The organism is uncultured Microbacterium sp., from assembly GCF_945952435.1.
Classification (GTDB): Bacteria; Actinomycetota; Actinomycetes; order Actinomycetales; family Microbacteriaceae; genus Microbacterium.
Map to the genome: position 1 here is coordinate 119,716 of NZ_CAMFHZ010000008.1, position 12,762 is coordinate 132,477.

Below are 12,762 nucleotides of genomic sequence, written 5' to 3' on the forward strand. Positions count from 1 at the left end.
GGCCTGTGCAAGGGAGGGAACGAGGATCGTCCCCCACACGAAGGAAGCCCCGAGCAGGCGCTCGGGGCTTCCTTGTTCCGGTGGACCCAAGGGGATTTGAACCCCTGACCTCCTCGATGCGAACGAGGCGCGCTACCAACTGCGCCATGGGCCCGTGAACTCCTTCAGCCTAGCACGGCGCCCCGAGTGGATCGGTCATCGAGCAGGCGGCTGCGGTCCGTCGGGCGTGTCGGATCCGCGCGGCCCGCACCGCACAGCACCCGCACCGGCCGGATGAGGACCGGGTCAGCCGGCGGCGCGCTGAGCGAGCAGCCGGCGCACGTGCGCCTCGATCTCCGCGTCGTCGACGTAGCCCATCCGCGCGTAGGGCGACTCGGCGGTCTCGGCCGCGGGGAGTTCCACGGGGGCGGGCGGTGCCATGCGTTCGGCCCGCTGCTGCAGTTCGGCGGCGCGCGCGGCCTCGCGCGCGAGGGCCTGCGCGTCGATCGTGGCGCGCGCGGCGTGGGCGCGCGATCCGGCCACGGAGACCAGCGGCTCCGGCAGGCTGCGCGGGGACCACGTGCGCGGACCCTGGTCGTGCAGCTCCTGCGATGGGGCAGACTCCGCCTCCCGCGGGGCGGGGACGAGAGCGGGCGCCGACCTGCGCGCGGCACGGCGAGAGACCCCCGCCATCCGCTGCAGGGCGAGCAGTGCGAGCACGAGGACGGCGCCGCCGATCCAGAGCATCACCGAGGAGCTCCCGGAGAGCTGCTGCCAGAGGCCGACCCCGCTCGCGGCGAGCGCGATCCCGAGCATCGAGGTCGCGACGAGGCGCGTGCGTCGACGGGCCCGAGCGCGGCGGAAAGCCGGATCGGCGTGCGCTGCGGCGAGCTGTTCGCGCAGCTGCTGCAGCTCGGCCTGCTCCCGATCGGACTGGAGGCGCTTCGCGAGCCGCTGCTGGGCCAGCGCCGTGCGGGCGGTGAGTTCGAGCTCGACCTCCCGGGGGGCCTCGCTCGTCTCGGCCAGCACGCGCAGGGCGCGGTTGAGTCGGAGGGCGTTGCGTTCTGCCGCGTCGTACTGGTGCATGCCGCGCCACGACGGCAGGAAGTACAGCAGCCACAGCAACGCCGCGACCAGGACGATCACGCCCCCGCTCAGCACCGGCCCGTTCATGCCCTCCACGGTATGGGAAACGCCCTCGCCCCGCCCTTCGACACGCGCACGCCCCGACGTCTGCGCGCGCGAGTAGGGTCGGCTCGTGGCCTCGTTCACCCGTTTGCACCGCCTCGTCATCGCCGTCGCCGTCCTCGCGTCGTTCGTGACGTTCCTCGACGGCACCGTCGTCACCGTGGCGCTGCCCGCGATCAGTCGCGAGCTCGGTGGCGGGATCAGCACCCAGCAATGGGCCGTCGATTCCTACCTCATCACGCTGAGCGCCCTGATCCTGCTGGCAGGATCGGTCTCCGACGCGTACGGTCGCGTGCTGGTCATGCGCATCGGCCTCCTCGCGTTCGGCCTCGCATCGATCGCGGTCGCCGCGTCCCCCTCACCACTCGTGCTCATCGTCGCGCGCGCCGCGCAGGGCGCCGCAGGCGCGCTCCTCGTGCCCAGCTCCCTCGCCCTCATCACCGCCGTCATGCGGGGCGAGGTGCAGTCGCGCGCGATCGGCGTGTGGACGGCGTTCACGACGGCCGCGCAGCTCGTCGGCCCGCTCCTCGGCGGGCTCTTCGTCGACTTCCTGTCCTGGCGTTTCGTCTTCCTCATCAACGTGCTGCCGATCGGCGTCACCCTCGCCCTGCTCACCCGGCTGCGCCTTCCGGAGACCTCCCGCCGCGCGACGGTCGATTGGACGAGCGGGGTGCTTTGCGCGCTCGGTCTCGGCGGCGTCGTCTTCGCGCTCATCGAGCAGCCGCACCTGGGCGCAGGCTCGCCCGCGGTCCTGGTCACGGCCATCGGGGGTGCCGCGCTGCTCGTGGTGTTCCTGTTCCGCCAGCGCCGGCCGCGACCTCTCCTGCCGTTGTCGCTGTTCCGCGTGCGCAACTTCGCCTGGGGCAATGTCGCGACGCTCTTCGTCTACGCCGCACTGTCGCTCAACGGCTTCGTGGTCGGCGTCTACCTGCAGCAGGGCGCCGGGCTCAAGGCCACAGAGGCGGGTCTCGCGAGTCTGCCGGTGACGATCCTCATGATCCTGCTCAGCTCGCGGGCCGGCCGGTGGGCGGGGCGCCTCGGACCGCGTCTGTTCATGACCGTCGGCCCTCTCGTCATGGCGGTCGGGGCTCTGCTGCTGCTCACGGTCTCGGAGCACTTCGACTACTGGTGGCAGGTGCTGCCGTCCATGCTCGTCCTGGGAGTGGGGCTGTCTCTCACGGTCGCGCCGCTCACGTCCGCGATCCTCGGCTCGATCGACGAGAGTCGTTCCGGCATCGCCTCGGCCGTGAACAACGCCGTCTCCCGGGTGGCCGGTCTGCTCGTCGTGGCCATGCTCGCCACGATCGTCGGCGGCTCGCTCGATCTCGACGGCTTCCATGACGCCGCCCGCGTCACCGCGGCGCTCATGGCGATCGGAGGCGTGGTCTCCTGGATCGGGATCCGCCGCCCCGCGGTATCGACCACCCCGATCGCCACGCCGGATCCGGCGCCAGCCGATCGGCCGGATCCCGGTCCCGCCTCCGCCTGACGCCTCCGGACGCCGGCTGCGGGACGTGGCATCCGTAAAGAAGACGCAGAGAGACATCTGGGATTGCCGTCGCCCGGTGCTCCGGGCCCCGTCGGCCCACACGACTCCCTCTCCCTTTGCGCACGACTCTCGCGCGCCGGTGCGCACAACGCAGGACATGACGGCATAAGCACCATCAGGCGGCGGTGAGAACGCCCGGCGCGGGAGTCCGGATCGTCCGCCGCGAAAGGACGGACGCTCAGCCACGCTAGCCCTGTCGCCCCGCCGAGGGCAGATCGGTCGGGGGCATTTCGGTCGGAGGAAGATCGGTCGGGGGCAGGTCGGTCGGGGGCACCGCCGACCAGTCCGCAGGCACCTCCCCGTGCGCCCACCGGGCCAGAACGCCCTCCGGCACGTCCTCCTGCACGAGCGAGAACGCGAGGTGGTCCCGCCAGTCGCCGTCGATGTGGATGAACCGGCGCCGCACCCCCTCGTAGCGGAAGCCGAGCTTCTGCACGACCCGCAGACTCGGGCCGTTCTCGGGACGCAGGCAGATCTCGATCCGATGCAGGCCGAGGTCGCGGAACGCCAGGTCTGTCGCCATCGCGACCGCCGCCGGCGTGATCCCGTGCCCCGCGAAGCGCTCGCCGACCCAGTACCCGATCGTGGCCGAGCAGAGGGATCCGCGCATCACGCCCCAGATGTTGAGCTGACCGGCGATCTCGCCGTCGTACTCCATCACGAACGGAAAGCCGCTGCCGTCGCGATACTGCTGCAGCAGCCGGCGGATGCTGACACGCATGTCGATGCCGGTCTGCACGCCGGGGAGCGTGGCCTCCCAGGGCTGCAGCCAGCGCCGGTTGCTGATGAGCTCGTGCTGCAGCGCACGCGCGTCGCGGGTGCGGATCAGTCGCAGTTCGACCGGCCCGTGCCGCATCGAGACCGAGGCGTCCATGATGCTCCGCGGGATCACAGGCGATCCGCGAACTCCTTGAGCCAGACGCGCAGGTCCGGCCCCAGGTCGTCGCGATCGGCGGCGAGCTGCACGATCGCCTTGATGTACTCGAGCCTGTCCCCCGTGTCGTACCGGCGCCCCCGGAAGATCACGCCGCGCACACCGGGACCGTCGGGATCCGCGGCGAGCTCCTGCAGCGCGTCCGTGAGCTGGATCTCCCCGCCCTTGCCCGGCGCCGTGCGGTCGAGCACGTCGAAGATCGACGGCGACAGCACGTAGCGCCCGATGACGGCGAGGTTCGAGGGTGCGTCCTCGCGGGCGGGCTTCTCGACGAGACCCGTCACGCGCACGACGTCGCCGTCGGTCGGCCCGTCGATCGCCGCGGTGCCGTAGAGGTGGATCTGATCGGGCTCGACCTCCATGAGCGCGATCACCGCGGCACCGCTGCGCTCGTGCTCCGCGATCATCGCGGGCAGCAGCGGGTCGCGCTCGTCCATGAGATCGTCGCCGAGCAGGACCGCGAACGAGCTGTCGCCGACGTGTGCGCGCGCCCGCAGCACCGCATGCCCGAGTCCCTTGGGCTCGCCCTGACGGAGGTAGTGGATATCGGCCATCTCGCTCGACGCGACGACCCGGGCGAGGCGTTCGCGATCGCCCTTCTGCGTGAGCGTGACCTCGAGTTCGGGCACCGCGTCGAAATGGTTCGAGATCGCGTTCTTGTTCCGGCCGATGATGACGAGGATGTCGTCGATCCCCGCAGCGACCGCCTCCTCGACGACGTACTGGATCGCCGGCTTGTCCACGACGGGGAGCATCTCCTTGGGCATCGCCTTGGTGGCGGGCAGGAAGCGCGTGCCGAGCCCGGCCGCGGGGATCACCGCCTTGATGCGTGGCTTCGACATGCGCTCAGCTTAGTCACGCGGCGGCCACCGGTCTCCGTCGGGGCCGCACGGCCTCGTCCCCGGACGTCGCCGGTAGGATCGAGCGCATGCCGGGCGACATCGACCACGAGAAACGCGCACTGCGCGCCGAGCTCCGCGAACGCCGCTCGCTCCTGTCCGCGCAGCAGCGCGAGGCGGCGGAGGTGGAGCTGACCGCGCGCCTCGACGCACTCGTCGAGGCCTTCGACGCCAGGTCGATCTCGTGCTTCCTCTCCACGACCTCGGAGCCCCCGACCCGGGCCTTCATCCGGGGAGCCGTGGCCCGTGGAATCCGGGTGCTGCTGCCGATCACGCGCGAGGACGGTCTGCTGGACTGGGCCGTCGCCGGATCCGAGGACGACGTCACACTCGGTCTGCACGATCTGCCGGAGCCGACCGGGGAGATCCTCAATCCGCTCGCCCTCGACGAGGTGGATCTGCTGCTCGTCCCGGCCGCGGCCGTCGATCGCACCGGCATGCGGATGGGCTGGGGCCGCGGCTACTTCGACCGCACGCTCGGCTCGATGCAGAAGTGCCCGCCCGCGTACGCCGTGGTGTTCGACTCGGAGATCGTGGACGAACTGCCGCGCGACGTGCACGACCAGCCCGTCACCGGAGCCGTCACCCCGTCGCGCACCGTCGTCTTCCCCCTGCCCTGAGCCCTGCCCCGAGAGACGCGCTCCCGATCCCGGAGAACCGAGAACCATGCCCACCTACTCCTACGCCTGCACCGCGTGCGGCCATCGCTTCGACGCCGTGCAGTCCTTCGCCGACGCCGCCCTCACCGAGTGCCCCCAATGCCAGGGCCGGCTGCGCAAGGAGTACGGCTCGATCGGGGTGACGTTCAACGGTTCCGGCTTCTACCGCACCGACTCGCGCGCGAATGCGGCGTCATCCCCGTCCTCTGCGGCATCATCGAAGACGGAATCCTCGGGAAGCGCGAAAGCCGCGCCGGCTCCGTCCTCGGCGCCGTCGTCCTGAGGAGGGCTTTCAGGGGAGTTCATATGATCAAGGGGTTCAAGGAGTTCATCCTCCGCGGCAACGTCATCGATCTGGCGGTCGCGGTCGTCATCGGCGCGGCGTTCTCCGCCATCGTCAACGTGGTCGTCGAGTCGCTCGTCAACCCGCTCATCAGCGTCTTCTTCAAGGCGGACAGCCTCGACAGCGCCCTGAAGTTCACGGTGCACGGCCCGTTCGGCGGGACCGGGACGTTCGCGTTCGGCGCGATTATCGGCGCCGTCATCAACTTCCTCGCGGTCGCGCTGGTCGTCTACTTCGCCTTCGTGATGCCGATGAACCACTTCAACCAGCGTCGGGCCGCCAAGGCGGGCGTCGACGAGGAGAAGGCCGAGCCGCTGCCCACCGAGCAGGAGCTGCTGGTCCAGATCCGCGACCTGCTGGAGAAGCAGAAGCAGGTCTGATCGATTCCGGAGCCCCGGTCAACGCAGGTCTTCGCGTCGGCCGGGGCTTCGTCATGCCGCGAGGACTCGACCGCCGCGGAGGGGTTCGCACGGAGGGGTTCAGTAGTGCGGCGGGATCTCGCGACGCAGCCGCTCGTCGTTCGGCCCCCTCTCCTCGTTCCCCGGGGCCGCCGCGGCGTCCCTGTCCCGCGCGTCCGGTTCGGGATGGGTCCCCGGGGCGGGGGTCAATCGCGCGCGGCGGGACCCTCGGACGCGAACGACCCGCTGTCGCGCGCCGCCATCGGACGAGCTCTCAGGCATCGTGCCCGTCGATCGGCTGGGTGTCGCCGTCCACGCGCGGGGCGTCCTCGGTGATTCCCAGGACCTCGCCGATCCGCCGCGCCACGCCGGCGGGATCGCTGTAGAGGTCGAAGGCGTGCACCCGGATGTAGTGCCACCCCAGGCGCCGGAGCACCTGGGGGCGCAGCCGCAGCGTCTCCCGCAGCGACTCCGGACGCGACTCGGGATCGGGCTCGATCACGACCGCCTTGCCACGGTGCTGCGCCACGAGCGGCAGCAGCCCCCGATAGTCGACGTCGACGGACGCGCCGAGCCGGCGCAACTCCCGAGCGAGCGCCAGGGTGAGCGGATCCGCCTGATCCTCGGCCCGCTCCTCGCGGGCGTGCCCGGCGAGATCCCCGAGAATCGACATGAGGGTCGCCGCCCCGTGGTCGAGCCGTCCCTCGTCGAACGAGGACGGACGGATCGAGGACACGATGACCATCGAGCGCCGTGCCCGCGTCATCCCGATCGTCAGCAGTCGGTCGCCGTCCGGCGTGGACAGGTCCCCGAAGTCGCTGAGCACGCGCCCGTGCTTGGTCACGCCGTAGCCGAGCGAGAAGATGACGCGATCGCGGCTCTCCGCCGCCGCCTCCTCGAGCGTCAGCACCACGAACGGCTCCGGGGTGTCGCGGCCCACGAAGTCCGCGACGTCGCTGCGCCCCGCGAAGGCGGCGGAGACGGCCGAGAAGACCCTCTCCGCGTGCTTGCTGCTCGCGGTCACGACCATGAGCGACTCGGACGGACGGTGCACCGCGTGCTCGACCACGAGCGTCACCACCCGGGCGACCTCGGCCTCCGGGCTCTCCATCGCTCCCGTCACGGGATGAGGGATCCCGACCCCGCCCTCCACGTAGTCGACCGCGAGGGATCCCCGGCCCAGATACGATCCCGCCCACGGCAGCGACACGATCTCACCGCCGTAGAACGCGTCGTTGATGAGCTCGGCGAGGTCCTCCCCGCCGGCGCGATAGCTGCGGGTGAGCGCCGCCACCGGCAGCAACTCCGCGAGACGCTCGAACACCGAGACCTCGTCGAACGGCACCTCGGACTCGGCGTCCTCCGGGGGGACGGTGGCGACGTCGAAGGGCTTCGGCTTCTGCGCGACCGGGTCGCCGAACGCGACCACCTGACGGGCGCGGCGGATCGCCGGGGTCGCCTCCGCGAGGTCGATCGCGGCCGCGTCCACGAGGATCACAGTGTCGAAGTCGATCGACTCCGGGATGTCGGGCACCTGGTACGGGGAGGCGATCCACACGGGTGCGAGGACCCGCATCAGGGTCGGCGCCGCGGTGACCAGCTCGGCCGCGGTCGTGCGGTTCTGCGTCAGCGCGTGCCGCAGGTTCTGCGCTTCGGTCGCCTCGTCCACGATGGCGATACGCCACTGCCCGGCCATCTGCCAGGCCAGGAGCGGGCCTGAGGCGGCGGCATGGGCCTCGTCGACGAGTCGGAAGTCGCGCTCGAGCCTGTCCACGACCGAGGTGTTCGCCCCGAGCAACGATCGGTTCTGCTGCAGGGCGTGCTCGAGCAGCGACTGCCACCAGGCGAACTCGAGCTCGTCGCTCACCCGATCCTCCGAGAGGTGCCGCGTCGACAGATCCAGCAGCAGCGGCTCCAGCCCGAGCGCGGCGAGCTCGTCACGGATCTGGGCCCGTTCGACGAGGTTGTCGAAGACGTCGGATCGGGCCGCGAGCCCCGCGAGCGTGCGGACCAGACGGGCGACGGGGAGCGTGGCGAGGGGCTCTCGGCGTCCGAGTGCGACGTCGAGCTCCGCGAGCTCGGCATCGACCCGCTGCCAGGCGACGGCGACGTCCGCGAGGCCGAGCGGAACTTCCGGCGCGACGCCGGCGTCGACGTAGCGCTGCCACTGCGTGCGCTGCGCCTGGATGCGGCTCAGTGCCTCGTGCATGTCGCCCACGTGCGCCCCGGGGCGGACGTACTCCTTGGCGAGGCGGCGGAGCCGACGACGGTTGGCCCCGGTCATCCCCGCCGTGTCGCGCCGTCCGCCGTGCGCCTTGATGAGCTCGCCGAGCGGCCGCTCGAACACCGACGGCGTGAACTTGTCGAGCGAGTCCCTGATCCCCTGCATGAGCCGCAGGTACTCTCCCAGCTCGGAGATCGTGGAGAAGGGCCTCATCCGCGTCTGCGCGACCAGCTCGTAGCCGTGCTCGAGGAGGGTGGGCACGGTGCTGCCGTGCAGCCGCTCCGCGAGGGCGTGCGTGCGTCGCGCGTCGTCCGTGGATGCGAACGTGACCCCGTACCACGGCGAATCGTCCGGACCGAAGCGGAACTCGCCCAGGCGCGCGGCCTGGCGCAGCGCCTCGGCGGCGTGCGCCCTGTCGTCGGCGAGGCTCTGCAGCGCGTTGCGGCCGAGCCGGGCTGAGGTCGACGGGGGAACGGGCAGCAGCGCGAGCCGGGTGAGCATGCGCGTGGCGTCGAGCACGCTCGCGCCGAGCGCCGGGTCCCTCTCGGTGAGCGCGCGACGATAGTCGCGGAGCACGTCGCGCAGCCGCAGCAGCGCATCGTCGATCTCGGCGAGCTTGGGCGGCCGCGCCTTCTCGTTGCGCCCGATCGCGCGCACGAGATCGCGCCGCACCGTCGCCGGCGACACCGCGAACCCGTCCAGCCCGATACCGCTCAACCGGTGGCGCACACCGTCGAGGGTCGACCGCCGCGGGGAGACCACGAGGACGCGCCGCCCTGCGCGCACGAGCTCGCCGATCGCATTGATCACGGTCTGCGTGCCGCCGGTCCCCGGCAGCGTCGTGACCGTCAGCGAGTGTCCGGCGGCGATGCGCGCGAGCACCTGCTCCTGCTCCGCGTCCGCGTCGAGCAGGAGGTTGTCCGAGGCGGGGGCGCGCTCGTCCGGGCTCGGCGCGGACGGCACGGATCCGGGAGCCGTGACCCGCTCGCGGTCGGCGACGTGTCCGGCGAGCGCGTTCAGGAGCGGATGATCGAGATCGTGGGCGTCGCGGGCCATCGCGCCGCCCACGTCCGCGAACGTGGAGACGACCATCCGCGGCTGCACCGAGAACGTGTCGATCGTCGCGGTCGCGGCCCGGAGCATGTCGATCGCGGCCTGCGGGGCGAACACGCCGTTCTGATACGCCAGCGCCGCGAGACGGGCGTCGTCGATCGTGATCCCGAAGTGGTCGCGCGCGATGCGGACGAGCTCGGGGTTCACGAAGAAGTGTCCGTGCAGCTTGAGCTCGTAGTCCGAGTAGTGCCGGCGGATCGCGAGCGGACGCAGCAGCATCGGCGCGGCGTAGTCGATGCCGCCGATCCGCCACGTCGCGAGGCCCACGGCGAGATGCACGGCATCGAGGCCGCGCACCGTGCGCAGCTCGGTGTTCTTGGCGGTGATCCGCTCGGCGGCGAGGCGCGCGGTACGCAGGCCCACCTCGTCGCGGAAGAGGTTGGAGAGCAGCGTCGAGCGGCCGGTGATGAACTGCGGAAGGCTTCCGGGGTGGGCCCGGGAGATGTCCAGACCGGCCGACGAGACGTCGCGGTATCCGGTCAGCGGCGAGGGACCGCCCAGTGCGCCGGCCTCCGCTCGAAGGCGCGTGCGCTCGGCGGCCGCGGCATGCACGACTCCGACGCCGGGCTCGGCCACGGAGACGTCGCCAGGCGTCACGGACTGCTCCTCCGCGGTCTTGCCGTCACGTCGCCACACATCACAAAGACTAGGCGTGTCGCCCCGGCGGGACCGTTTGATCCAGCGAGTTTCGGCGATTCTCGTCGCATTCTCCCTCCACAGCGGGACTTTTCCGCGCGTTCCATACGGAGTGCGCCCCCTCCCCCGCGCACCGTGACGCCGTGCCCGAAGATGGGGGCATGGCCGCATTCCGCTACGACTTCGCCGACACCCCGTTCGGAGACGCCCTCGTCGTGTTCTCCGTGGAGGGCATCGTCTCCTTCGAGCTGGCGGAGGGGTTGCATCGCGGTTCCGAATGGGCGCTCGAGGCCGTCGCGCGCCGTCTGCACGAGACCCCGGCGCCCGACCCCGGCGCCGCGGCCGCGCTGGACGATCTGCTCGCGTCGTACTTCGACGGCGCACCCGTGCGCTTCGACGAACAGGTGCCGTTGGACTGGCGCATGGCCCAGGGCTTCTCCCGCGCCGCGCTGCAGGCCGTGTGCGAGATCCCCTGGGCTGAGACCGCGAGCTACGGCGAGGTGGCGATCCGCGCCGGCAGCCCCGGCGCGGCGCGCGCCGTCGGGACCGCGTGCCGCAACACGCCCTTCTCGATCCTCGTCCCCGTGCATCGGGTCGTGCGAGCCGACGGCTCCCCCGGACAGTACGGCGCCCACCCGGAGCGCAAGCGCTATCTGCTCGATCTTGAGGCCGACGCCGCCGGTCGCACGATGCGACCTGGCGGCATCGCACGGCACGATGCCGCCGTTCCACGCGACGCCCCTTCCCGTGTCGTCCGTCCCGACGTGTAGGCCGGCGGGAGGGACGGCACGCGGACTCCGGCGTCGCGAGCGCCCCTTCGCGGGGTCCTCGGCGCCCCGCCACGCCACGCACCCGGGTGGTAGCGTCGAGGCGACGAGAGGCGGGGACACCGAGGTCGCCTCCGGAGGTTGGTGGTCGGTGAACGGTGTGGACACCGTCGGGTCCGAAGCGGATCTGGTCGCGCGCGCAGTGCGCGACCTCGTGCGGCGTACGCGCTTCCCCGTCGCGTTCGGCGGTCTGCTGACGAGCGGCGAGGTCACGGTCACCGCGATCGTCGGCAACCGCACCAAGAGCCTCGAAGGGTTGCGCGTCCAGCCGCGCCGGGGACTCGGTGGTCGTGCCCTGACGGAGCTGCGTCCCCGGATGACGCAGGACTACGGCGCGTCCCAGCAGATCACCCACGACTACGACGGATTCGTCCTGGGTGAGGGCCTGCGCACCCTGCTCGCGATCCCGCTCGTGATCTCCGGACGCCCCCGCGGCGTGCTCTACGCCGGCGCCTGGGAGGAGTCGCCGGCTGAAGGGGTCACCACGGCGCCTGCCCTGCAGATCGCCGACGCCCTCACCACCGAGCTCCGCATCCGGGAGGAGGTCGAGCGCCGACTGCTCGCCGCCGCGAGCGCGGACTCCCCCACCGGGATGAGCGCTCCCGCGAGGGAACACCTGCGCGAGAGTTTCGCGGAGCTGCGCAGCGTCGCCTCCCTCATCGAGGATCCCGCGCTGCGAGAACGCCTGGCCGGTGTCGAGCGGCGTCTGCTCGAGTTGGCGGCCCCCACCCGAGGGTCCGCGGAGGCAGCGCGCCTCTCCCCCCGCGAGCGCGACGTGCTGTCGAGCGCTGCACTGGGGCGCACCAACGCACAGGTCGCGGACGCGCTCGGATTGCGCGAGTCGACGGTCAAGGCCTATCTCGGTGCCGCGATGGCCAAACTCGACGCGCCGACCCGGCACGCCGCGGTCTCCCGTGCGCGACGCGACGGCCTGATCCCCTGATTCCCGCCCTCGGGACGCGAAGCATCGTGCACGATTCCTGCACGGTCGCTGCCCAGGAACGCGCGCTAGCCTGATCCGAGCGCGCGGCGCACCCGGACGAGGCGGGCCAGTACCCGGACAGCGAAAAGACTGGCTCTCGAAGGAGAGCGTCATGGCGTGGATCGTGCTCATCGTCTCGGGAATGTGCGAGGCCGTCTGGGCGACGGCCCTGGGGAAGTCCGAGGGATTCAGCAAACTGTGGCCGAGCGTGATCTTCGTGATCGGCCTCGCGGCGTCGATGTTCGGACTCGGCTGGGCGATGCGCGAGATCCCCACCGCCACGGCCTATGCCGTCTGGGTCGGGATCGGCGCAGCGCTCACGGTCGTCTGGGCGATGATCACCGGGGATTCCGATGTGTCGTGGCTGCGAATCCTCTTGATCCTCGGATTGGTCGGGTGCATTGTCGGGTTGAAACTCATCGACACCGGCCATCAATGACAAAAGAATGCGGCGTCGTATTGCCGGAACGAATTGTGTGCGCATATCTTTGACGCATGGCACGCAAAATCGTTCACCAGCTCGTCGACGATATCGACGGATCCGTTCTCGATGCCGGAGAGGGTGAGACCGTTCATTTCTCCCTCGATGGGTCGGCCTATGAGATCGACCTGACCGAGACCCATGCGGAGGCGCTGCGCTCTGCTCTCGCCCCCTATATCTCCGCCGGACGTCGGACGCAGCGCGGTGCGACCGCCCGGCCGTCCTCCGCTGCGAAGCGCCCGAACCGCAACCCCGAGACGGCGTCCATCCGCGCCTGGGCGGGCGAGAACGGCTACAAGCTCTCCGGACGGGGCCGCATCCCGGCCGACGTCATCGAGGCCTATCACGCCGCGAACTGAGCGTCCCGCCGCCTGTCGCGCGGTGTAGAGAACGGGAGGGCCGCCCGCTGGGCGACCCTCCCGTTCTCGTGCCCTCGCGTCCCCGGCGCCCCTCCACACGTCGCCTGCGCGACGCGTGGAGCCTCCGCGCGGGGGCCCGCCTGTCGCGCGGTGTAGAGAACGGGAGGGCCGCCCGCTGGGCGACCCTCCCG

12 protein-coding genes, 1 tRNA gene and 1 riboswitch are annotated in these 12,762 nt (G+C 71.3%); of the genes, 8 read left to right on the top strand and 5 right to left on the bottom strand.

Features of this window, described 5'->3' with window-relative positions:
• Nucleotides 1–81 precede the first annotated feature (81 nt).
• Nucleotides 82–154: transfer RNA gene (locus Q0P88_RS06250), tRNA-Ala, on the bottom strand.
• Between the two features lie 131 nt (nucleotides 155–285).
• Nucleotides 286–1,152, bottom strand: coding sequence for a hypothetical protein (locus Q0P88_RS06255; protein ID WP_295012204.1), 867 nt, complete (start codon nucleotides 1,150–1,152; stop codon nucleotides 286–288).
• An 85-nt stretch (nucleotides 1,153–1,237) separates the two neighbouring features.
• Here Q0P88_RS06255 and Q0P88_RS06260 point away from each other — a divergent pair, with 85 nt between their 5' ends.
• A complete protein-coding gene (locus Q0P88_RS06260; RefSeq protein ID WP_295012206.1) occupies nucleotides 1,238–2,656 on the top strand; it encodes an MFS transporter in 1,419 nt (472 codons plus the stop codon).
• A 247-nt stretch (nucleotides 2,657–2,903) separates the two neighbouring features.
• Here the strand turns inward: Q0P88_RS06260 and Q0P88_RS06265 are convergent, their stop codons facing one another.
• Together Q0P88_RS06265 and galU are read right to left on the bottom strand one after the other, a co-directional pair.
• Entirely contained in the window at nucleotides 2,904–3,590 is a 687-nt protein-coding gene (locus Q0P88_RS06265; RefSeq protein WP_295012239.1) for a GNAT family N-acetyltransferase, read from the bottom strand.
• A 14-nt stretch (nucleotides 3,591–3,604) separates the two neighbouring features.
• A complete protein-coding gene (galU, locus tag Q0P88_RS06270) occupies nucleotides 3,605–4,492 on the bottom strand; it encodes a UTP--glucose-1-phosphate uridylyltransferase GalU (protein WP_295012208.1) in 888 nt (295 codons plus the stop codon).
• 86 nt (nucleotides 4,493–4,578) lie between these two features.
• On the opposite strand from galU, the gene Q0P88_RS06275 reads away from it, so the two are divergent.
• The 3 genes from Q0P88_RS06275 to mscL are packed head-to-tail and all read left to right on the top strand — an operon-like array spanning nucleotide 4,579 to nucleotide 5,931.
• Nucleotides 4,579–5,169 carry a 5-formyltetrahydrofolate cyclo-ligase gene (locus tag Q0P88_RS06275; protein WP_295012210.1) on the top strand — a complete coding sequence of 197 codons (591 nt, stop codon included), beginning with the start codon at nucleotides 4,579–4,581 and terminating at the stop codon, nucleotides 5,167–5,169.
• A gap of 46 nt (nucleotides 5,170–5,215) precedes the next feature.
• Entirely contained in the window at nucleotides 5,216–5,491 is a 276-nt protein-coding gene (locus tag Q0P88_RS06280) for an FmdB family zinc ribbon protein (RefSeq protein ID WP_295012212.1), read from the top strand.
• A gap of 23 nt (nucleotides 5,492–5,514) precedes the next feature.
• Nucleotides 5,515–5,931, top strand: a complete 417-nt coding sequence (gene mscL / locus Q0P88_RS06285; protein WP_295012214.1) for a large conductance mechanosensitive channel protein MscL — start codon at nucleotides 5,515–5,517, stop codon at nucleotides 5,929–5,931.
• Between the two features lie 292 nt (nucleotides 5,932–6,223).
• On the opposite strand, the gene Q0P88_RS06290 is transcribed toward mscL, so the two are convergent.
• The gene (locus Q0P88_RS06290) at nucleotides 6,224–9,922 is read right to left on the bottom strand and encodes an AAA family ATPase (protein ID WP_295012215.1); all 3,699 of its coding nucleotides are present in this window, start codon (nucleotides 9,920–9,922) and stop codon (nucleotides 6,224–6,226) included.
• 161 nt (nucleotides 9,923–10,083) lie between these two features.
• Between Q0P88_RS06290 and Q0P88_RS06295 the strand changes: the two genes are divergently transcribed.
• The 4 genes from Q0P88_RS06295 (at nucleotide 10,084) to Q0P88_RS06310 (ending at nucleotide 12,571) form a co-directional block, all read left to right on the top strand.
• Nucleotides 10,084–10,692: a methylated-DNA--[protein]-cysteine S-methyltransferase gene (locus Q0P88_RS06295; protein ID WP_295012217.1), complete on the top strand. Its 609-nt coding sequence runs from the start codon at nucleotides 10,084–10,086 to the stop codon at nucleotides 10,690–10,692.
• A 148-nt stretch (nucleotides 10,693–10,840) separates the two neighbouring features.
• Nucleotides 10,841–11,692, top strand: coding sequence for a LuxR C-terminal-related transcriptional regulator (locus tag Q0P88_RS06300; RefSeq protein WP_295012219.1), 852 nt, complete (start codon nucleotides 10,841–10,843; stop codon nucleotides 11,690–11,692).
• Between the two features lie 74 nt (nucleotides 11,693–11,766).
• A riboswitch (guanidine-III (ykkC-III) riboswitch) is annotated at nucleotides 11,767–11,830 on the top strand.
• Between the two features lie 13 nt (nucleotides 11,831–11,843).
• Nucleotides 11,844–12,170, top strand: coding sequence for a multidrug efflux SMR transporter (locus Q0P88_RS06305; protein ID WP_295012221.1), 327 nt, complete (start codon nucleotides 11,844–11,846; stop codon nucleotides 12,168–12,170).
• A gap of 56 nt (nucleotides 12,171–12,226) precedes the next feature.
• Nucleotides 12,227–12,571, top strand: coding sequence for an Lsr2 family protein (locus Q0P88_RS06310; protein WP_295012223.1), 345 nt, complete (start codon nucleotides 12,227–12,229; stop codon nucleotides 12,569–12,571).
• Nucleotides 12,572–12,762 lie beyond the last annotated feature (191 nt).

Coding starts and splice junctions, on each gene's coding strand:
- mscL (WP_295012214.1), top strand. CDS start 5,515: ATGATCAAGGGGTTCAAGGAGTTCATCCTCCGCGGCAACGTCATCGAT.
- Q0P88_RS06295 (WP_295012217.1), top strand. CDS start 10,084: ATGGCCGCATTCCGCTACGACTTCGCCGACACCCCGTTCGGAGACGCC.
- Q0P88_RS06305 (WP_295012221.1), top strand. CDS start 11,844: ATGGCGTGGATCGTGCTCATCGTCTCGGGAATGTGCGAGGCCGTCTGG.
- Q0P88_RS06310 (WP_295012223.1), top strand. CDS start 12,227: ATGGCACGCAAAATCGTTCACCAGCTCGTCGACGATATCGACGGATCC.
- galU (WP_295012208.1), bottom strand. CDS start 4,492: ATGTCGAAGCCACGCATCAAGGCGGTGATCCCCGCGGCCGGGCTCGGC.
- Q0P88_RS06265 (WP_295012239.1), bottom strand. CDS start 3,590: ATGGACGCCTCGGTCTCGATGCGGCACGGGCCGGTCGAACTGCGACTG.
- Q0P88_RS06280 (WP_295012212.1), top strand. CDS start 5,216: ATGCCCACCTACTCCTACGCCTGCACCGCGTGCGGCCATCGCTTCGAC.
- Q0P88_RS06255 (WP_295012204.1), bottom strand. CDS start 1,152: ATGAACGGGCCGGTGCTGAGCGGGGGCGTGATCGTCCTGGTCGCGGCG.
- Q0P88_RS06275 (WP_295012210.1), top strand. CDS start 4,579: ATGCCGGGCGACATCGACCACGAGAAACGCGCACTGCGCGCCGAGCTC.